The sequence below is a fragment of the Candidatus Accumulibacter meliphilus genome (assembly GCF_036625345.1).
Classification (GTDB): Bacteria; Pseudomonadota; Gammaproteobacteria; order Burkholderiales; family Rhodocyclaceae; genus Accumulibacter; species Accumulibacter meliphilus.
In genome coordinates, this window is sequence record NZ_JAZKTZ010000004.1 from 402243 (window position 1) to 421015 (window position 18773).

The window sequence follows — 18773 nt, forward strand, 5'->3', positions numbered from 1 at the left end:
GGGGCAAAAGTCAGCCCGCCAGTGTGTCGTCCGTGCCCGTGCGTGCTGGGCACGCAATCGGCAGATGGTACGTCGCCCTTGTGTCGAAAACATGACGGTCGGCGTTTCCGCGCGCGGAATAGTCAAACGGCACTGGCCGGAACGCGCCCCCTGCGGCCACATTCCAGGGTTTTCGCGATGCCCGTGTGACCACCACCAAAAAAAAATGGTGTTATATTCGTACCCAGGAAGCAGAGGAGTGGCGATGGATCCGGACATCGTTTACACCAAGACGGCCAGGGGGCTCGACGAGATCAAGTGGCGCAGACACAAGCTGCCGGCCCGCTTGCGCGCTCTGCTGATCACCATTGACGGGAAGTCTACCGCCGCAGCGCTGGTTCGCAGCTTCTCCTCGCCAGCGCAGGCGGCCGCCGGTATTGCCGGCCTGCTCGCTTGCGGTTTTATCGAAGTCGCTGCTGAGGCTGGCGCTAGCACATCGGCCGATTCATTGCGGGCCGCAAGGCAGTTCATGGCAAGCAGCATGCTCGCCACTCTGGGAGCGGATGCGGATTATCCTTCCGCCAGCATCAAGTCGGCGCAAAGTCTCGAAGAGCTTGCCGAACTGGCGTCGGAATTGCTGGGCCTGGTGCGCAGCCACGGCCATGACAGCGCTGCCGATGCCTTCATCGCCGGGCTTCGCGACTTCGGCATCGTCCAGGACTCTGACCGGCTTTCGCCAAACGAGCTGTCGGCGCGAGACGGTGGTTCTTGAGCTGCGAAGGCAGGGGCGCTGGCAAGTGCTCGTCATCATCGCCCATGCCCGCTTCCCTTAGCTCATTGCCGGGCCAACAGTGATAACAAGCGGCTGCTTAGTAACGCCGTGCGGTGCGCCGTGCCACGCCAGCGTAGCTTACCGGCGTGAGAGGCCGGCCAACGATGGCTTCGGCACGAGGAATGACGCTGTTAATCCCCGGAATTGAGAGCTGCTCGCCAACTTCAGCTCCGAGAACAATGATCGCCGTGGCGATCACGAAAACTGCAACCGGTTTCAGCATGCTCATTTGCTTTCTCCTTTGGTGAAGTGCTCGGGCAAGTCACCCGCGCCTTTAAGATCCTCAAGTTTGACCGCGGTGGCCTTGCTCGTATTCTTGAACTCGAAACCACTCGCCGCGACCGCTTTCCCGCTCTTCCAATTACTGAACTGGATGCTGTAACTCGGGCCATTCGGTACGCGCTTGGAGGTGATCACGTAACGGCAGGGATAAGGCTTGTCGCCGTGCGCAATCCAGATCTGCCAGTCGACGTCTTTGGCTCGAAAAGCCAGCGAATCACACTCGACGCCACCAATCACGCCACTGCCGAGATCTTTGATGTCTTCGACCCCTTCCATCAGCGCATCGTAGGAGTTCGACAGCAGCAGATCAGCGGCGGGGAGGGGGCGGTCGTATTTGTCGCGCATCACATCAACCAGATGATCGATCGAGCCGGGTATCTCGACCTGGGTATATATATTCAGATTCTTGCCCAGGATGGTGAGTTTTTTTCCGTCGAAGGACATGTCGACATCGGCAAAGCCTCCGGCGCGCGTCGCGCGCAGCTTGTCGGGTCGTTTGAGCTCGACCTTGCCCGAACTCGCCAGTGCGAGAATCTGATCTTCCGGGGTGACCACTTCAAGAGTGGCGTCGTAGCTGAACGATAGCGCCTGTTGCGCGGCCAGGAACTCCGACATGGTCTTCACCAATCGCTTGGCATCTAGTTCATCGGCGCTCGCAGTGGTCGATATTCCCAAGCCAAGCGCTACCGAAAGCGCAAGTGCGGAAATACTCCGCGCTGCGAAACTGACTGGTTTTCGTATATCTGGATTCATTGAAGGCTACCTTTCTGAGTGGGGACTCCGTGTTTGGGGGCGTGATGCTCCGCTTAGTCTAGCGTGAATCGTGCATGTTTGCAGCGGTCGTGAAGGCGCTGACACTTGCATAGTCGAGGACCGTCGCGATCTGCCCGAGCGACAGATCGGTAAGGCAAATCAGCCGCAGCGCAAGGGCGTAGCGAGCTTCGTCAAGTATTTCGCGGTAGGTGCACCGTTCGCGTTCGAGCAGGCAATTCAGCTGGCGCGGGTTCATCGCCAGCTCCCGGGCGACGTCGCTCAGCGTGCGGCGCCGCAAACGATCTACTTTTCGGATCGGCCGGTGCGCGTCGCGGACCACATCACGCTGACCGTCGTCGAGATCAGCAAACCGGTCGTCGACGGCAAGGACCTGGTGTACAGTTACAAGCTTGTCGAAGGCAAGAGCTGTCGCGAAGACCTTGACGGCTGGTGAATTGAGGACGGGTGGAATGAATACATCGCAAGTTGGCATGGGTAGGGCGTGCCGCGGGGCGGCGAGGCTGGCGTTGTGCGCCGGCGCCCTGGCCGCGGGGCAGGTGCTGGCTGGCGGCTTGATTCTCTACGAGGTCGGAACTGCCGATGTCGGCCTCGCCTCGGCGGGCTATGGCGCGCGCGCACAGGACGCCTCGACGGTGCTTAGCAATCCTGCCGGAATGACGCGCCTGGAGGGAACGCAGTTCCTCGCGGCGGGGCAGTTATTGTGGGGTAACACCCAGTTCTCGGCTGGCTCGGGTACCTCGCCGGTGCTCGGCCACGAAGACGGCGGCTACGTTGTTGGTTCGAACGGCTGGTTCCCCGGCGGAGGAGGTTTCCTGAGCTACAGCGTATCGCCCGACCTGAAACTCGGTTTCGCACTTACCGGCAACTTTGGCGCGGCCTTGAGCTACGACAACGACTGGGTCGGTCGTTACTACGTGCAACAAACCACCCTGCTAGGCGTATCTTTCCTGCCGTCGATCGCTTACAAGGTGACCGACAAGCTTTCTCTCGGTGCCAGCGTGAACGCCATGTACGGGAAGTACACCAACCAGGTGGCGATCAATAACAAGGCCCCCGGACTTGGGGATGGCCGGCTCAAGCTCGACGACAACACCTGGGGCTGGGGACTCAATCTCGGCCTGCTCTACGAGATCGACCCGGGTACGCGTCTGGGGCTCACCTGGAATTCGCAGGTCGATCTGGATTTCAAGGGGCCGGCAAAATTCTCGAATCTCGGCCCGGGTCTGAGCACACTTCTGCGCAACCGCGGCGGGCTCGACGCAGACATCAAGGTCGGCATTGACGTCCCGCAGCAGGCGATGGCCAGCGTGTTTACGCAGCTCAACGATCACTGGGCGCTGCTTGCCAGCCTTGGCTGGCAGCAGTGGTCGCAGTTCGGCCAGGTCCAGCTTGGTATCGACGATATTCGGAATCCCGTCAGTCTGACCAGCGACCTGGGGTTCAAGGATACCTGGCACATCGCGCTCGGCGCGCAGCATCGCCTGAGTGAGCCCTGGTTGCTCAATTTCGGCGTTGCCTACGATTCGGGAATGCAGTCGGGCGACGTCTCGCCGCTGCTCCCGGTGAACTCGGCGTGGCGCTTTGGCGTCGGCGGCGAGCAGCAACTGAGCAAGAGCGCCGCCTGGGGAGTCGCTGCAGAATACATGTACGGCGGGACGCTGGACACCAAACTGCAGAGTTCGGTGCCGGCAGAGTTCGGACGCGGCGACCTCGTCGGTTCGTATAAAAACACCGGGACGATTTTCCTTGCTGCCTATTACAACTGGAAGTTCTAGGACTGTGGCGCGCGCCGGTGAATAATCAGGCCCCTGCGGCTCCAGCCGCTTCTGCGCAGCCACTGATGGCTTGCCAGGAGTGCGATCTGCTGCAGCGCATTCCGCCGCTTCCGGTGGGCGGCAAGGCGCGTTGCGCGCGCTGCAACTTCGTGCTCGCGGCAAGGCCGACCGATCCGCTGCAACTGCCTCTGATCCTCACGCTGACGGCACTGATCGTCTTCATCGTCGCCAATGCCATGCCGCTGATGGACCTTGCCGCGGTTGGGCGATACGCGAGCACGACCATCCTCGGTGGCGCTCGCCAGATGTGGCTGGACGGCGAACGGATCACGGCCGTGGTCGTCGTTTTCTGCGCGGTGATTGCGCCCGCTTGCCACCTGCTCCTGATGCTGGTGGTGCTGCTCGCTGCGCGGCGGCCCCCGCTGCCGCACTGGAGCGGCGAGTTGCTGCGCTGGGGCCTGCACATGCAACCGTGGGCGATGTACGACGTGATGTTGCTGGGCATCCTCGTGGCGCTGATCAAGATCGCCGAACTGGCAACCGTAAATCCCGGCGTCGGGATGTACGCGATGGGCCTGCTGGCTGTTCTGCTGCCCGCCATTGCGGTCACTTTCGACGCGCGAGAAGTCTGGAAACGGGTCGCCTGGAAGCATGGCGACGATCTGGCGGCGGCAGCATTTGCCGAGGAGAATTCCGCGGAGCGCGGACGATGAGTCGTGCGGCGGTCACCGGGGCGCAGGCGGGACTGATCTCCTGCGAAACGTGCAAGCTCCTGACGCGGCCGCTTGACGCCGAGCATGCCGGCCACTGCCCGCGCTGCGGCGCGGCGCTCGAAGTTCGCCGCTTTCAGTCGCTGCAGCGCACCTGGGCGCTGCTTATCGCCGCGGCGATCTGTTACATCCCGGCCAATCTGTTGCCGGTAATGGTCAGCAACACCTTTGCCACTTCTGACGCCGAAACGATCATGGGCGGTGTGGTCTTCTTGTATACTTCCGGCTCCTGGCCGCTGGCGCTGATCGTGCTTGTGGCGAGCGTCATGGTGCCGCTTGGCAAGCTGCTGGCGCTTGCTTACCTTCTGGTCAGCGTTCAGCGAGGGATGGCAGGCCGCCACCACGAGCGAGCGCGTCTCTTCCGGATCGTCACCTTCATTGGTCGCTGGTCGATGCTCGACGTTTTCGTCGACACTTTCACCGTCGCCCTGGTGCAGTTGCAACCCCTGATGTCGGTGCTCCCGGGTCCGGGCGTGCTGTTCTTTGCGGCGGTGGTGGTGCTCACCATGCTCGCGGCGGAGACCTTCGATCCCCGCCTGATCTGGGATTCCGCAACCCATATGGAGAAACAGGATGACTGACGGCGGCGAACACGACCAGCTTCCACAAGCGACGGTGGTGCCGAAGAAGCGGACGCGGATATCGACGGTGTGGGTGATCCCGATCCTTGCTGCCGTGGTCGCCGTCGGCATCGCGGTGCAGCGGGTGCTCAGCGAAGGCCCGACGATCACCATCGTCTTCAAGAATGCGCAGGGGATCGAAGCTGGCAAGACGGCCGTCAAGTACAAGGACGTCAACATTGGTCAGGTGGCGGCGGTGCAGCTTTCCGACGATTACAGCAGCGTCACGGTGACCGCCAAGATTGCCAAGAGCGCCGCTAACCTGATGGTCGAGGACGCGAAATTCTGGGTCGTCGAGCCACGCATCACGCTGAGCGGTGTTTCGGGACTCGGTACGCTTCTCTCCGGTAACTACATTGGCTTTGAGGCCGGCAGGTCGGAGAGCGGCAAACGCAGCTTCACCGGACTGGCAGTGCCGCCGATCATCACCGGCGATCAGCCCGGGCGGCAGTTTCTGCTCAAGGCCAACGACCTGGGTTCGCTGGGTATCGGCTCGCCGGTCTACTATCGACGCTTGCCGGCCGGCCAGGTGGTCGCCTACGAATTGGCGAAGGACGGCCAGGCGGTCGATGTCAAGATTTTCGTGAATGCACCCTACGACCAGTACGTCAACCCCGGCACACGTTTCTGGAACGCCAGCGGCTTCGACCTCTCGCTCGGCGCCAACGGTCTGGACGTGCGCACGCAGTCGATGGTGGCGCTGATCGCCGGCGGGCTGGCCTTCGAGACGCCGCCGTTTTCGCCGCAAATGGAACCGGCCGCCGCCGAAGCCGAGTTCATCCTGCACGGCGATCAGGCAACGGCGATGAAGCAGCCGGAGCCAATGGCCAGGCGTTACGTCCTTCATTTCGACGAGTCACTTCGGGGGCTGTCGGTCGGCGCACCGGTCACTCTGCTCGGACTGGCAGGCGGCGAAGTGACCAGTGTCGGACTCGACATCGAACCGAAGAGCAAGCGCCTGCGCGGCCGCGTCGAGTTCGTCGTCTATCCCGAGCGCTTGATTGCACAAATGCACGACGCGCAGCCAGTCCGCGGCGAAATGCTGGCGCGCGTCAGTCCCAGACGCGAGGCCTTCTTCGAGCGGATGGTCGAAGACTTCGGCTTGCGTGCCCAGATTCAGAGCGGCAACCTGCTGACCGGGCAGCGTTACATCTCTTTTGATTTCCACCCCGACGCGCCGAAAGCGAAGGTGGACTGGAGCGCGGAAAAGGCGCTTGTGCCGACGATTCCGAGCACTCTGCCGAACTTCGAGGCGAAGATCGGCAGTATTCTCGCCAAACTCGACAAGCTGCCGTACGAGGCGCTCGGTGCCGATACCCGAAAAGTGCTGGCCACCTTCAACCAGACGCTGAAGGATACGGACACGGCGGTGAAGCGCCTGGACTCGGACATCACGCCGGATCTCAAGAAGACGCTTGACGAGATCCGTCGTGCCACCGCGTCCGCAGACCGGATGATCAAGAATACGGACAAGGGGCTTCTGGCACCGGATTCACCGGGCCAGCAGGAGTTGCGCGAAGCGATGCGTGAAGTCGCCCGTGCGGCACGTTCGCTGCGCGTGCTGACCGACTATCTCGATCGCCATCCCGAAGCCCTGCTTCGCGGCAAGAACTGAGACCGAGGAGAAAACCTGATGCGTTATCTGGCTGTCATCGCCTTCCTGCTGCTGGCCATCGCCAGCGGTTGCGCTTCGCCGACGTCACGCTTCTACACGCTGAGTGCCCCGAGCCCTACGGGCGGCAAGGCATCGGGTCCGTCGGTCGCCGTCGGTCCGGTGGCGCTGCCGACGGTGGTCGACCGTCCGCAAATCGTCGTGCAGACGGGCGCAAACGAGGTGCGCCTCGACGAATTCAACCGCTGGGCGTCGCCGCTCCCCGAAGACATTACGCGCGTGATCGCGGCAAACCTGGCGCAGGAGCTGGCGACGGAGCGCGTCTGGCCCTATGGACAGAGCACGCAAACCGCGACCGATTACCAGGTGCGTATCGATATCCAGAAGTTCGAATCGACGCTTGGCAATGGGGTGGTGATCGAGGCCTTATGGACCGTTCGCCGGGTCGCCGACGACACTTCCAGGAGCGGGCGATCGCTGGTACGTGAGGCAACTGTCGGCGGCGATTTCGATGCCCTGGTCGCCGCGCACAGCCGCGCGCTGGCGCGCGTCAGCGGTGAAATTGCGGTCGCGATTCGGGCGCCGTGAACGGATTCCTGCGGGCGCTGGGCGGCCACGCTGTGTGCTACGGCAGCGCCAAGATCAGCTGGCGGGCATTCGCCGTGCTGGTCGGCATGGCGCTGTTCGTGGCGTTCCCGGTGCGCGCGGAAACGGCCCCGCCGGCCGATCTGGCACATGCCATCGCCGTGGAGAATGCCCGCCTGTCAACCCAGATTGCTGAAACGAAGACGGCACTCGAGCAGGCGCGCAGCGATCTCGTGCAGCAGCGCAACAGTCAGCAGCAACTCGAGCAACGCATGCAGCGCATCGAGCGGCACGCGCAGGTGCATGCGCTGGGCCAGATTTTTTCGCAGACGGTTATCGAGCAACTGAGCTTGCTGCCCAGTGTCGAGGGTTTCGACGCCGCGCGGCACGCGCGCAAAGAGCTGCTGGAAGCGGCGAGCGATACCAGCCTTAAGGCGGAACATGCGCTGGACGAACTCGCGGACATGGAGACAGCCGTCGTGTTGCGTTTCGGGACGGCGCAGCCAGCCCTCCCTGATACCCTATGGCCGCAGTTCGCGGCCGTCGCGCGGCCGCTGCTCCGCCAGCAGCAAGTCCTGCTGGCCAGCCTCGACGAGCTGCAGCAGGAATTGGTGCAAGCCTTGCAGGCCAGTGATGCCGCCGCTCTCGCGCTGTTGCAGCGCACGCAGGCGGTGCGTGCGGAACTGACCCGGCTGTTATTCTGGGTGCCCGCACGGCCAAGCCAGCAGACCCTCAGCGAGCTCCCTCCGTCGTGGGCGTGGATGACTTCAGTCGCCAACTGGCGTGCGGCAGTTCTTACCCTCGGTGAGCAGCTGGCGTGGCGACCGTTCTGGCCGACGCTGGCCCTGCTGCTGGCGCTGGCGCTATTTCTCGCCCGCGAGCGCCTGCAAGCCAAGCTCGTCGCACTTGCTCCGGGGGCGGGGAATGCCGAGCGCTACTGGATTGGCTACACGGTTACTGCGCTGGCCATCACCATGGCGCTGGCCCTGCCCGGCCCGCTGCTGTTGTGGACGGCAGCGAAGCTGCTGGCGGCGGCCCCCGACGCGCAGCGCTTCGCGCTGGCGCTTGCCGCGGCTCTGGTCGTGAGTGCCAAGCTGCTACTGGCGCTGTCTGCCTTTGCCGGGCTGCTCGACCGCCGCGGCGTTGCTGGCGGCCACTTTGGCTGGGACGAGTCATTGCTGAGCTTTTGCGGGCAGGCGCTACGCCGCTTCACCCTGATGTTCGTACCGCTGTTATTCGTCGTCGCGCTGAACGGACTGGACCATGCGCCGTTTGCCAACCGGGAAAGCATTGGACGGATGGGCTTCACCCTGGCGATGCTCCTTTTCGCCCTTTTCCTGTTCCGCCTGCTGCGCCGCCGGAGCCCCCTGATTCAGCGCCTGTACGCACGCGCCCCGCGCAGTTGGGCGGTGCGGCTTTATGCCCTCTGGTTCGGCGCTGCGCTGGCTGTGCCACTGGCGATCGCCGGGCTCAGTGCCGCCGGTTACTCGGTCGCCGCGGCTTATTTCTTTGGCCATACCCTGATGTCGCTGTTCATGGTCCTTGGCGCGGTGGCGCTCTACGGTCTGATTGCGCTATGGGTGCAGGTCGAGCGCCGACGCCTGCGCCATCGCCAGGCACTGGAGGCCTTGCGACTGGCCCGGGAGGCCGCGGTGGAGGGCGACGAGGAAGGGAGCGAGGTGGCCGAGCCGCCGATAACCAGGCTCGACATCGCCGCGATCAGCGAGCAGACGCGATCCTTGCTCGACCTGTTCATCACGCTGTTGCTGCTTGGCGGCATCTGGTGGGTGTGGAAAGGGGGCCTGCCGGCGCTGTCGGTGATCATCGACCATCCCTTGTGGACTTACCATGCCACGGTAGACGGTCAGAGCACGACGCTGCCGCTGACCGTCGGCAACCTGTTCCTGGCGATCGTCGTTGCCGTGGTCACTGCGGTCGCCGTGCGTAATGTCGGCGCTCTGCTCGACATCGTCCTGCTGCAGCGCTTCGAGGTTCAGGCCGACGCCACCTACGCCATCAAGGTCATCACCCGCTATGCGCTCGCCGCCGTCGGCATGGTCAGCGCCTTCAGCATCCTCGGCATCGCCTGGGACGACGTGCACTGGCTGATCGCCGCCATGGGTGTTGGCCTGGGCTTCGGTCTGCAGGAGATTGTCGCCAATTTCGTGTCCGGGCTGATCGTCCTCGCCGAGCGTCCGATCCGCATCGGTGACATCGTTACCGTTGGCGATGTCACCGGCACCGTCGCACGCATTCGCGCGCGCGCCACCGCGGTGCTCGATTTCGATGGCAAGGAAGTGATCATCCCGAACAAGGCCTTCATCACGGGCAGCGTTGTCAACTGGACGCTCTCCAACCAGACCACCAGGCTGCTGCTCAAGGTCGGCGTCGCCTACGGGAGTGACATCGCGCTCGTCCAGCGGCTGCTGCTGGCGGTGGTGCAGGGCAACGCCGACGTGCTGCAGGAGCCGTCGCCGTCGGTGTATTTCATGGACTTTGGCGACAGCTCACTCGACTTCGAGGTCCGCGCCTTCGTTGGTTCCTTCGACAAGCGGCTGCGCGTAACGCACGAACTGAACTTCGCCATCGACGCCGTGCTCAGCGAGAACGGTATCGAGATTCCGTTCCCGCAGCGCGATCTGCACCTTCGTTCGGGGTCAGCGCTCGTCGGCGGGCAGGGAAGCGTCCCGGGTCCCGGCGATGGGGCCGCTGCACCACCGGCAGGGCCGCCATCGCCGGCACCGAGTGCGCTGCCACGATGGTCGTGATGCGCCTGCAGACCCCTTGCCTCAGATTAGTGGGCATCCTCGCACGCCTTTTACCGGCATCCCGGCGTCGTTTCACTGCTCGGCCTGGTCGCGCCCTGCGTGCACTGCTTGCCGCCACCGGGCTGGCCGTCGCTGGCATCTTTCTAACCTCCCTTTCGCATGCACAGGAGATGGAGCCGCGCTCCTACGCCAACGCACCCGTGGGCTTGAATTTCCTGATAGCTGGCTACGGCTATACGCGCGGCGGCCTGGCATTCGATGGCGCCTTGCCGGTGAGCAACCCGCAGCTGACGACTTCCAGTGCGCTCCTCGCCTACGCACGGGTGCTCGACTGGTGGGGAACGTCGGCGAAATTCAGCATCATTGTCCCGATCACCGACCTCGGTGGATCGGTGGACCTGGCGGGCGAAACCGTGACCCGCGACGTCTCCGGGGCGGCCGATCCAGTGTTCAAGCTGGCGGTCAACCTCTACGGTGCGCCGGCCCTTTCGCTGCCGGAGTTCGCGGCCTACCAGCAGGACCTGATCGTCGGCGCGAGCCTGCGCGTGACCGCTCCGCTGGGTCAGTACGACGACAGTAGAGTGGTCAATCTCGGCACCAACCGCTGGTCCTTCAAGCCCGAGCTCGGTGTTTCCAAGGCGCTCGGACGGTGGACGCTGGAGGGCACTGCGGCGGCGACACTGTTCACCGACAACAAGGATTTCTTTCATGGCCAGACCCGCTCGCAGGATCCCCTCTACTCGCTCGAAGGGCATGCCATCTACAGCTTCAGTGGTGGTGTCTGGGGTTCGCTCGACAGCACCTACTTTGCCGGCGGCCGTACGACGCTTGACGGCACTCAGGGCAGCGACCTGCAGCAGAACTGGCGCTTCGGCGCCACTCTCGCGTTTCCCGTCGACCGGAAAAACTCGATCAAACTCTACGGCAGCAGCGGCGTTTCGGCGCGCACCGGCAACAACTTCGATCTGCTCGGGGTCGCCTGGCAGTATCGCTGGGGCGCTGGCCTGTGACGTGCGGGGGCGCGCACATCGCCGGTGTGACCGCTGTGCGGCCCGCTAGCAGCGGCGTCGGAGACGCCCGGTCGATGGCAGCCAGCGACGACGAAACCGGGCGGCCGCTGAATCGGCGCGCCGAGATCAACTGCCAGGGCGGATCGGCACTCAGCGTGTCGTGCAAGTCGGCAGGAACGAGCAAGGAACTATGACCAAGATTGAAGAGCTCCGTCTCAGTGGACAGCTTCCCAGCCCGAAAGGGGTGGCCTTGGCGGTCATGGACATCTGCAGGCGCGACGATGCGACGCTGGATGCCGTGGCCAAGATCGTGCAGAGCGATCCGGCCCTGTCGAGTCGCCTGCTGCGCCTGGCCAATGCCGCAGCCGCCGGCGGTCGGCCGGTGGCCTCGATCAGGGAGGCGGTGTTGCAGTTGGGCATGTCCACTGTGCGCCAACTGGCGATGGGTTTTTCCCTGGTCGATCAATATCTGCATGGCAGTTGCCCAGCTTTCGACTATCCCGGCTTCTGGTCGCATTCATTGTTCATGGCCGTCGCCAGCCAGGAGTTGGGCCGACAGGTGCGTACCGCGCCACTTGAGGAATTGTTCGCCTGCGGTCTGATGGCGCAGATTGGTCGCCTGGCTCTGGCCACCGCCTACCCCGGCGATTACGGTGCCGTTCTCGCCGAGCCGAGCGAAGGCCTGGCACTTCTGGAACGTGAACGCGAGCACCTGGGCGTCGATCACACCGAATTCACCGCCGGCATAATGGCCGATTGCGGCATGCCCAAGGCACTCGCCGAGCCGGTCCGCTACCACGAGTTTCCGCAGAGCTCGGGCTTTGCCGAGGGCTCGCGGCCTTACCAACTGGTTCATCTGCTCTTCCACGCACGGCGAATGGCAGATCTCGGCAGCTCGCCGGTCGCCGAGCGCCAGCGCAGCATCCCGGAACTCATGCTCCTGGGCGGCAAGATCGGTCTCGATGCGACAGCCTTGGGCGACGTCTTCGACCGGGTGGTCACGCAGTGGCATGCCTGGGCCGAGCTTCTCAAGGTGCCGGCGGGCCAATTGCCGTCGTTCAGCGCCATGAGCAGCGCTCCGGTTCCCCGGCCGGAGGAGGAGTCCGCCGAGACGCGTACCGGCAAGGTGGTTCTACTGGTTGATGACGACCACGGGGCACGCCTGGTGACACAGGGTTTGCTGGGCGACATGCTCGGGTGTATCCTGCACACCGCCAATAATGGCCAGCAGGCGCTGGCTTTGGCGCTGGAGGTCATGCCGCAGATCGTCATCACCGATTGGCGCATGCCGGTGATGGATGGGCTCGAGTTCTGCCGTGCGCTGCGCGCGACCGACTGGGGCCAGTCGATGTATGTCGTGATGCTGACCGGCGAGGACGACGACGAGAACATCATCGAGGCCTTCGAGGCGGGGGTCGATGATTACCTGACCAAGCCCGTGCATGCCCGGGCCCTGAGCGCGCGCATGCGGGCGGCCCTGCACTACGTGAAACTGCTCGAGGCCTGGGAGAACGATAGAGCGCAACTCAAGCAGTTCGCCGCCGAGCTGGCGATCAGCAACCGTCGCCTCGAACACAGCGCAATGACCGACATGCTCACCGAGTTGCCGAACAGGCGCGCGGGCATGGAGGCGCTCGCCCGCTTCTGGAGCTCGTCCCGGCGCACCGGTCGCGCGGTGGCCGCGCTGATGATCGACGTCGACCATTTCAAGTCGATCAACGACCGCTATGGTCACGCCGTCGGTGATCGCGTCTTGCAGGAAGTGGCCAAGGCCATCCAGACAGCAGCCCGCAAGGACGACAGCGTGAGTCGGATCGGCGGCGAAGAGTTCCTGCTGGTCTGCCACGACGCCGACGCCAGGACTGCACTACTGGCCGCCGAGCGCCTGCGCCGGATGATAAAGGCGCTCGCCATCAACGTCGCCGGGGTGGACATCCAGACCACGGTCAGTATCGGAGTGGCGAGCATCGAAGCCAGCATGCAAAAGGAAGATGAGATGCTCAGTGCTGCCGACAAGGCTCTCTACGTCGCCAAGAACGCTGGCCGGGACCGGGTGGCGCTCTTCGCCAACGGCAAGGCCATTTGCCGCTGACAGACAGGGGTTTCGGCTATACCCGCCGCCGCCCACTCACAAAAACGATTTGCCCTGATCAAGAACCGTGTCGCAGATCTGCTTGGTGACCTGTTTCTTCAGGCCGCCGCCGCTGAGGTCGAGCGCGCTGCCGTCGCTGCTGTTCAGAATACCTTTCTTGCCGCTCTTGTAATCACTGTCCGATGAGGATGAGCCGCCGGGGAGCTTGCTGGTCAGGGAGTTCTTGACCTCGGCCGCTTTGTCGCCACTGAGATAATTGTTCTTGATGCAGAACTCCAGCAGGCCGGCGATGTTGCCGGCGCTGCCCGAGGTGACGGACTGCACCGACAGTGCTCCACCCAGATCACCGAGGCCGCCGAGGCTGCCGGATGCACCGGATGCTGCACTCCCCCCCTGTTTGATCAGGTCGCCAAGCTGCGCCTGCGTTGCCGAGAAAGGCAGGAAAGCGGCGATCAGGATCGCGGTGGCGGTGCGGTAAGCGTTGTGTACATTCATGATCGGACTCCGTTATGTGTTTGTGGAAAACTGCGTCACGGTAAAGGGCGTATTGCTGCGGCGCTGCCAATCCTTCCCGGCCGCTGCTCCTGATGAGCCTGGCCTAGTTCACAGGGCTGGGGTCGCCGTGGCGCCCGGCCAGGAAGGCCTGCGCTTCCTCGCGGCGCTCGAAGACGTGCGGCGCGATGCTGCGCGCCGCGAAGGCCTCGCCGAGTTTGGCGCGTAGAAAGGCGCTGGTGGCGTAGCGCGTGATTTGACTGAAATACCTGTCCAGGAAGTAGCGGTCCATTTCGGCGTAGGCGTCGTACATGTCCTGGTTGATGCGAAAGCGATCGTAGTTGATGATCACGCCGACCCGCTGGCCGGCTGCCCGGCAGCGCAGCTCGCAAATATCCCAGATCGCCTTCACGTCCTCCTCGACGCGCACATGCATACCCTCGAAATTGAGGAACAGGATGTTGCGCTCCGGATCGTAAATGACCCGTTCCGGCAGGGAGAGATTGAGCAGTTCGACCTCCAGCCCCATCGGATTGGCATTGAAAATGCGCGCATCCATGACCCCGTATTCGCCGATGATCGGTTCGAAGTCCATGTTCGGCAGAATATCCCGATCGACGTCGATGCCGGGCGCCACCTCGATCAGCGCCAGGCCGCCCCGCACCCGCCGGAAGACGCAGCGTTCGGTGACGTAGTAGACCGGCTTGCCACGATCGTAGGCGTACTGGCCATTGAAGGTGATCTGTTCGACCTGCTGGAGGAACTTTCGCTGCTCACCCTCCTGAACGATGCGCAGTTTGCCGTCCTTGACCTCGACTTCGAGACCCTTGCCGGTGAAGGTGCCGACGAAGACCACCAGGCGGGCGTTCTGGCTGATGTTGATGAAGCCGCCGGCGCCGGTCAGGCGGCCGCCAAAGCGGCTGACGTTGACGTTGCCAGCGGCGTCGCACTCGGCCATGCCGAGACAGGCCATATCGAGGCCGCCACCGTCGTAGAAATCGAACTGCTGGTTCTCGTCGATCACCGCATCCATGTTGACACCGGTCCCGAAGTTTCCCCCGCTCGAGGGGATGCCACCGATCAGGCCCGATTCCACGGTCAGCGTCAGCAGGTGCGAGATGCGCTCCTCGTTGGCGACCGCCGCCACTCCTTCGGGCATGCCGACGCCCAGGTTGATAATTCCGTTCGGCGGCAGTTCGAAGGCCGCACGACGGGCGATGATTTTGCGCTCGGTGAGTGGGGTCGACACCACGCTGGCCGCGGGAACGCGAAATTCGCCAGCATAGGCGGCATTGTACTGCGTCGCCAGCGTCTGCATGTGCTGGGCCGGTTCGGCGATGACCACGCAGTCCACCAGAATCCCCGGAATCTTGACCTGCCGCGGCGGCAGCCCGCTGCGTTCGGCGATTCGCTCGACCTGGGCGATCACGATGCCGTTACTGTTCTTGGCGGCCATGGCCATGGCCAGGTTGTTGAGCGTCAGTGCTTCACGTTCCATGGTGATATTGCCGAAGGTATCGGCGGTGGTGCCGCGTATGAAAGCAACATTGACTTCGCCGACTTTGTAGAACAGCCATTCTTCCTCATCGACTTCGACCAGGCTGACGATGTCCCTGGTGGTCGCGGCATTGATGCGGCTGCCGCCGTAGCGCGGGTCGACGAAGGTGTGCAGTCCGACTTTCGAAAAGGACCCCGGCTTGCCGGCGGCGAGGTCGCGGAACAACTGACAGATGATGCCTTGCGGCAGGTTGTAGGCCTGGATGCGGTTGTCGAGTGCCAGCTGCGCGACTTTCGGCATGCGCCCCCAATGGCCGGCCACCACCCGGCGCAGCAAGCCTTCGTGGCCGAGGTGATTGAGCCCCAGGGTCTTGCCGTCGCCCTGGCCGGCGGCGGCGAACAAGGTCAGGTTGTTTGGCGAGCCGGTAGCGACGAAGCGTCGTTCCAGCGCCGATAGCAAGGCCTCGGCGAAGCCGGTCTGCACGAAGCCGGTGCTGGCCAGGGTATCGCCATCGCGGATCAGGGCGATGGCTTCGTCGGCCGTAACGATCTTGCTGCGCATGCTGCTTTCCTCCCACGGATGTATTTGTTTTCGCGCCAGGGGAGCGACCGAGCGCTGAACGACAGCATCATCGCGGCACTCCGCACGGGGCTTCCAGCGCTCCTCATGCGAGCAAGCTTACCCGCTTGACGGATCGAGTTTACATCTTATTGGCGGAATGTTCCGATGCCTGTCGGCCAGGCAGCCCCCCGCGGGCGGCCGCGCGAAGCGCCTTGGCCCCGGAAGGCGCTTACGTCAGCTTGAGCGCTTTTCGCGTACCGCTGCCGACGATGCCATCGGCAATCAACCCTTCCCGCTCCTGAAACATCGTCAGTGCGCGATCGGTCACCGCACCAAAAATGCCATCCGGATTCATTGCAAAACCGAGCGCGACGAGTCTTTCCTGGACCGCGAGAACGTCCGGGCCGCTAATGAACGGACGCTCCAGGAACAACAGGCGAGCTTGACCCGCTTCCGCCTCGGGCCTGGTCAACGCGATCAGCGCCGCCTGGATTATCGGAAACTTCATGTCCCAGGCCAAAGCGTCTCTAATGTTGAGTCCGTCATCAATATGGACCGGATCTTGCGTGCCGAAGTCGCCACCCCAGCGCAGTTCCTTCTCGTCGCGGATGGCCTGGATGAACTTCCTTACCTGCGCCGGTAGCTTGGCATGGTTGCTTTTCTTGAGCGCGCTGCTGTTGAACAGTTGTCCGTCGTGGATCACGTTCATGTCAATTGCGTGTCCGGTCAGGTGATTCGAACGCGTGGCGGGGGGCACAATGGTGTTGCCCACGGCCACGCCTTGTTGTCGCGCCGAACTGGTTACGTGTACCTGCAGTAGTTGCTCAGCGGCGAAGTCATTGACTTTCTGAAGGAAAGGGATGAACTCGCCGTCTACTAGCGCGGGTTTCCCGACAAACTGTGAACCGGAAAATACTCTCAGTTCTGTCTTCATCTGTTTCTGCCTCCGTTCAGTTTGCTAGCCAAGAAATCGTGTCAGGGTGAAAATGTGCATGCCCCCCACGGTTGAAAAATCGGTCGCCCCTTGGTTGGAGAAAGCGGTGCAACCGGACAGCAATGCCATATACAATCCGGCGGCCGGCATGGGGAAGGCGCAAATAATATGTGTGAGCGCCATGGCTATTCTCCATGTGGTCTGCTTGCATAAGCAAGGATTCCGTATTATCGCGACGTATGGCGGAAGTAGAGTCAGCAGCACGGGTTATAATGGCTGTCCCATGGTTTCGCGTTTTCTTCGTCGCCCTCTTGCCACCTGTCGTGCCGACGCAACTGTTCGTGAGCTGGATTTTCGCGATCTGGTACAGCCTCTATGTACATTAATAATTGAGAAAAACAGCTGTTTGATTGTGCATTCCGAGGAGATAGGCGCTGCGCCGATAAGCACTCCTGTTTCTTGGTCACATCCTTTAGCAATGGCAATGGCAATAGCAATGGCAATGGCGCGCGCCGATCGTCAGAAACACTGGCGTACATCGGGCAGTGGCTTGTTTTCTGGAATCAAGAATAGACTAGCAAACTGCACAAATAAAGAACAATGTTTGCTGTCGCGTATTGTTCGGCGAATGAGCTGCCGATAGAAGAAAATGTGTTGCGCGCCGGCAGTTCTGGCGGTCCGCGTGTTCCAGTCGGCCGATGGTCAGCAAAAGCAATCGCCCGCCCGCTCTAGCACCGGGCGCGATGGCGACGGCGACGAGTGCTCCGGAATTGACGCCGCTCGATCGACGTTCTTATACTCCGGAAAGGCGTTGTCGCTTTTGTCATCAGCCATCGACTCGCATTAACCCGCACACCCCCCGCCGCAGCGCACGCATCCCTATAGTGACCGGTGAATGGCATGCAGACTTTACCCCCGCTGCACGAACTGCGCCTCGTCTTCACGGCGGACGGTGACGAGCGGCGGTTCGCGCCGTTCCTCGGCGACGCCGATTACGAAAATCTGTGCTGGTATATTGACGACTACATGGACCTGCCCAACGGCGGCGCCGGCGTGCGCGCCGCGGCGGTCGAGGCGGACCTGGCCGAATGGGGGCGCCGCTTGCACGAGGCGATCTTTTCGGCGCCTGAAACCGATGCCGCGCTGCAGCGGCTGCTGGCGGCGCCCGAGCAGCTTTCCGTTGCCGTAAGCCGCTACCGGCACGCCCTCCAGCGCTTTCAGGCGGCAGACGATCGAGCAGCGATGATGCAGACTTACAAGCTCCTGGGTGTGGTCGAACAGATGAAGGCCGGCTGGCCGAGGCTTCCCCTTGGTATGAAAAATCCTGGCAACTGGCGGTGGACTTGAATCACCAGTGCTGGCTTGGAGCAGCCGCCCTGAATCTCGGCGTCGTCTGTCAGCGGGAAGGCGAAGCCGCCCGCGAACAGGGCGACGAGGCAGCCGTGCAAATCAAATTCGAAGCCGCGCTCGCTTTCGTGGAGGCGAGCCTGCGGATCTGGCAAGCGCTGGGCGACAAGCCCGGCGAAGCCACTTCCCTCAGCCAGCTCGCAATCATCGACCTGTGCGTCGGCGACCTTCCCGCTGCCGAGTGGTCATAGAAGCGCGATGCCAAGCTCGCCGAACTCAAGCGCCTCGCCAGCGGCTGAGGCAGCGTTCCCCGCTAAACGTCCGACCCCGGTGACCGGCCTGGGAAAACGTCGCCAGCGCTATACTTCCCCAGTCCAACCCTCAGGCTCGCGTGCTGTGCAGACGCGACCTTCACAACAAGGATTCCGCCAATGCGATCGGGTGAACGAAACATCTGGGTGTGGGCCGAGGCGCTGGAGCTGTTGCAGGCTTCGGAGCGCTGGCAGCGGCGGATCTTTGCCGTCGAGGCGGCGCATGCGCCGCCGTGCTGGCAACCCGCCGTCGATCTCTTCCAGGACGGCGCCGAATTGACGCTGCTGGTCGCCTTGCCGGGCGTCGATCCGCGGCGCGTCGAAGTCGTTCTCGACGCCGCCGACGTCCTCGTCCGTGGCGAGCGGGCGATGCCTTCGGCGGGTCATCGCGCGGCGATCCACCGCCTCGAGATTCCCTACGGGCGCTTCGAGCGGCGCATTGCGCTGCCGGCGGGCGACTTCGGCCTGCAGCAGCAATTCTTCGACAACGGCTGCCTGGTGCTGCTGCTGCGGCAGCTCGGCTGAGGGAGC

Annotated in this window: 20 protein-coding genes; 14 read left to right on the forward strand and 6 right to left on the reverse strand. The window is 63.1% G+C overall.

Translation table 11 applies throughout. The features are described 5' to 3' along the window. The first annotated feature begins 244 nt into the window (after positions 1 to 244). Positions 245 to 751 (forward strand): hypothetical protein, encoded by a 507-nt coding sequence (locus V5B40_RS10780; protein ID WP_332354489.1) that lies wholly within the window; start codon positions 245 to 247, stop codon positions 749 to 751. A 97-nt stretch (positions 752 to 848) separates the two neighbouring features. On the opposite strand, the gene V5B40_RS10785 is transcribed toward V5B40_RS10780, so the two are convergent. The 3 genes from V5B40_RS10785 to V5B40_RS10795 are packed head-to-tail and all read right to left on the reverse strand — an operon-like array spanning position 849 to position 2186. Next, positions 849 to 1040: a hypothetical protein gene (locus tag V5B40_RS10785; protein ID WP_332354490.1), complete on the reverse strand. Its 192-nt coding sequence runs from the start codon at positions 1038 to 1040 to the stop codon at positions 849 to 851. Beyond that, complete coding sequence (locus V5B40_RS10790; RefSeq protein WP_332354491.1) at positions 1037 to 1846, reverse strand: DUF2092 domain-containing protein; 810 nt, start codon at positions 1844 to 1846, stop codon at positions 1037 to 1039. The genes V5B40_RS10785 and V5B40_RS10790 overlap by 4 nt, the downstream gene beginning before the upstream one ends. 58 nt (positions 1847 to 1904) lie before the next feature. Further along, entirely contained in the window at positions 1905 to 2186 is a 282-nt protein-coding gene (locus V5B40_RS10795; protein WP_332354559.1) for a helix-turn-helix domain-containing protein, read from the reverse strand. Between V5B40_RS10795 and V5B40_RS10800 the strand changes: the two genes are divergently transcribed. The 9 genes from V5B40_RS10800 to V5B40_RS10840 all read left to right on the forward strand — a co-directional run bounded on the left by V5B40_RS10800 (position 2169) and on the right by V5B40_RS10840 (position 13099). Further along, a complete protein-coding gene (locus tag V5B40_RS10800; protein WP_332354564.1) occupies positions 2169 to 2300 on the forward strand; it encodes a hypothetical protein in 132 nt (43 codons plus the stop codon). The two genes, V5B40_RS10795 and V5B40_RS10800, sit on opposite strands and share 18 nt — an antisense overlap. 16 nt (positions 2301 to 2316) lie before the next feature. After that, positions 2317 to 3642 carry an OmpP1/FadL family transporter gene (locus tag V5B40_RS10805; protein WP_332354492.1) on the forward strand — a complete coding sequence of 442 codons (1326 nt, stop codon included), beginning with the start codon at positions 2317 to 2319 and terminating at the stop codon, positions 3640 to 3642. Positions 3643 to 3659: 17 nt separating this feature from the next. Beyond that, on the forward strand, positions 3660 to 4355 hold the full coding sequence (locus tag V5B40_RS10810) for a paraquat-inducible protein A (RefSeq protein ID WP_332354493.1): 696 nt from the start codon (positions 3660 to 3662) through the stop codon (positions 4353 to 4355). Beyond that, complete coding sequence (locus V5B40_RS10815) at positions 4352 to 4993, forward strand: paraquat-inducible protein A (RefSeq protein ID WP_332354494.1); 642 nt, start codon at positions 4352 to 4354, stop codon at positions 4991 to 4993. Before V5B40_RS10810 ends, V5B40_RS10815 begins: the two co-directional genes overlap by 4 nt. After that, positions 4986 to 6647, forward strand: coding sequence for an intermembrane transport protein PqiB (locus V5B40_RS10820; protein ID WP_332354495.1), 1662 nt, complete (start codon positions 4986 to 4988; stop codon positions 6645 to 6647). Before V5B40_RS10815 ends, V5B40_RS10820 begins: the two co-directional genes overlap by 8 nt. Positions 6648 to 6665: 18 nt before the next feature. After that, positions 6666 to 7232, forward strand: a complete 567-nt coding sequence (locus tag V5B40_RS10825) for a PqiC family protein (RefSeq protein ID WP_332354496.1) — start codon at positions 6666 to 6668, stop codon at positions 7230 to 7232. Continuing rightward, a complete protein-coding gene (locus V5B40_RS10830; protein ID WP_332354497.1) occupies positions 7229 to 9997 on the forward strand; it encodes a mechanosensitive ion channel domain-containing protein in 2769 nt (922 codons plus the stop codon). Before V5B40_RS10825 ends, V5B40_RS10830 begins: the two co-directional genes overlap by 4 nt. Before the next feature lie 170 nt (positions 9998 to 10167). Continuing rightward, positions 10168 to 11007 carry a transporter gene (locus V5B40_RS10835; protein WP_332354498.1) on the forward strand — a complete coding sequence of 280 codons (840 nt, stop codon included), beginning with the start codon at positions 10168 to 10170 and terminating at the stop codon, positions 11005 to 11007. Positions 11008 to 11197: 190 nt separating this feature from the next. Next, on the forward strand, positions 11198 to 13099 hold the full coding sequence (locus tag V5B40_RS10840; protein WP_332354499.1) for a GGDEF domain-containing response regulator: 1902 nt from the start codon (positions 11198 to 11200) through the stop codon (positions 13097 to 13099). A gap of 36 nt (positions 13100 to 13135) precedes the next feature. Here V5B40_RS10840 and V5B40_RS10845 read toward each other — a convergent pair whose 3' ends face one another. The 3 genes from V5B40_RS10845 to V5B40_RS10855 form a co-directional block, all read right to left on the reverse strand. Then, positions 13136 to 13594, reverse strand: a complete 459-nt coding sequence (locus V5B40_RS10845) for a DUF2501 domain-containing protein (RefSeq protein ID WP_332354500.1) — start codon at positions 13592 to 13594, stop codon at positions 13136 to 13138. Between the two features lie 103 nt (positions 13595 to 13697). Further along, positions 13698 to 15650: an acyl CoA:acetate/3-ketoacid CoA transferase gene (locus V5B40_RS10850; RefSeq protein WP_332354501.1), complete on the reverse strand. Its 1953-nt coding sequence runs from the start codon at positions 15648 to 15650 to the stop codon at positions 13698 to 13700. A gap of 229 nt (positions 15651 to 15879) precedes the next feature. After that, positions 15880 to 16584 (reverse strand): peptidoglycan-binding protein, encoded by a 705-nt coding sequence (locus V5B40_RS10855; RefSeq protein ID WP_332354502.1) that lies wholly within the window; start codon positions 16582 to 16584, stop codon positions 15880 to 15882. A gap of 58 nt (positions 16585 to 16642) precedes the next feature. Between V5B40_RS10855 and V5B40_RS10860 the strand changes: the two genes are divergently transcribed. The 4 genes from V5B40_RS10860 (at position 16643) to V5B40_RS10875 (ending at position 18767) form a co-directional block, all read left to right on the forward strand. Continuing rightward, a complete protein-coding gene (locus V5B40_RS10860) occupies positions 16643 to 17227 on the forward strand; it encodes a hypothetical protein (protein WP_332354503.1) in 585 nt (194 codons plus the stop codon). A gap of 248 nt (positions 17228 to 17475) precedes the next feature. Further along, positions 17476 to 17931 (forward strand): hypothetical protein, encoded by a 456-nt coding sequence (locus V5B40_RS10865; RefSeq protein WP_332354504.1) that lies wholly within the window; start codon positions 17476 to 17478, stop codon positions 17929 to 17931. Beyond that, positions 17922 to 18182, forward strand: a complete 261-nt coding sequence (locus V5B40_RS10870) for a tetratricopeptide repeat protein (protein ID WP_332354505.1) — start codon at positions 17922 to 17924, stop codon at positions 18180 to 18182. Before V5B40_RS10865 ends, V5B40_RS10870 begins: the two co-directional genes overlap by 10 nt. Before the next feature lie 180 nt (positions 18183 to 18362). Then, complete coding sequence (locus tag V5B40_RS10875; RefSeq protein ID WP_332354506.1) at positions 18363 to 18767, forward strand: Hsp20/alpha crystallin family protein; 405 nt, start codon at positions 18363 to 18365, stop codon at positions 18765 to 18767. Positions 18768 to 18773 lie beyond the last annotated feature (6 nt).

Bases quoted from the DNA above. Each gene is read 5' to 3' on its own strand.
- V5B40_RS10855 (WP_332354502.1), bottom strand. From the start codon at position 16,584: ATGAAGACAGAACTGAGAGTATTTTCCGGTTCACAGTTTGTCGGGAAA.
- V5B40_RS10835 (WP_332354498.1), top strand. From the start codon at position 10,168: ATGGAGCCGCGCTCCTACGCCAACGCACCCGTGGGCTTGAATTTCCTG.
- V5B40_RS10875 (WP_332354506.1), top strand. From the start codon at position 18,363: ATGCGATCGGGTGAACGAAACATCTGGGTGTGGGCCGAGGCGCTGGAG.
- V5B40_RS10840 (WP_332354499.1), top strand. From the start codon at position 11,198: ATGACCAAGATTGAAGAGCTCCGTCTCAGTGGACAGCTTCCCAGCCCG.
- V5B40_RS10780 (WP_332354489.1), top strand. From the start codon at position 245: ATGGATCCGGACATCGTTTACACCAAGACGGCCAGGGGGCTCGACGAG.
- V5B40_RS10860 (WP_332354503.1), top strand. From the start codon at position 16,643: ATGCCCCCCACGGTTGAAAAATCGGTCGCCCCTTGGTTGGAGAAAGCG.
- V5B40_RS10820 (WP_332354495.1), top strand. From the start codon at position 4,986: ATGACTGACGGCGGCGAACACGACCAGCTTCCACAAGCGACGGTGGTG.
- V5B40_RS10850 (WP_332354501.1), bottom strand. From the start codon at position 15,650: ATGCGCAGCAAGATCGTTACGGCCGACGAAGCCATCGCCCTGATCCGC.
- V5B40_RS10845 (WP_332354500.1), bottom strand. From the start codon at position 13,594: ATGAATGTACACAACGCTTACCGCACCGCCACCGCGATCCTGATCGCC.
- V5B40_RS10805 (WP_332354492.1), top strand. From the start codon at position 2,317: ATGAATACATCGCAAGTTGGCATGGGTAGGGCGTGCCGCGGGGCGGCG.
- V5B40_RS10825 (WP_332354496.1), top strand. From the start codon at position 6,666: ATGCGTTATCTGGCTGTCATCGCCTTCCTGCTGCTGGCCATCGCCAGC.
- V5B40_RS10790 (WP_332354491.1), bottom strand. From the start codon at position 1,846: ATGAATCCAGATATACGAAAACCAGTCAGTTTCGCAGCGCGGAGTATT.
- V5B40_RS10815 (WP_332354494.1), top strand. From the start codon at position 4,352: ATGAGTCGTGCGGCGGTCACCGGGGCGCAGGCGGGACTGATCTCCTGC.
- V5B40_RS10785 (WP_332354490.1), bottom strand. From the start codon at position 1,040: ATGAGCATGCTGAAACCGGTTGCAGTTTTCGTGATCGCCACGGCGATC.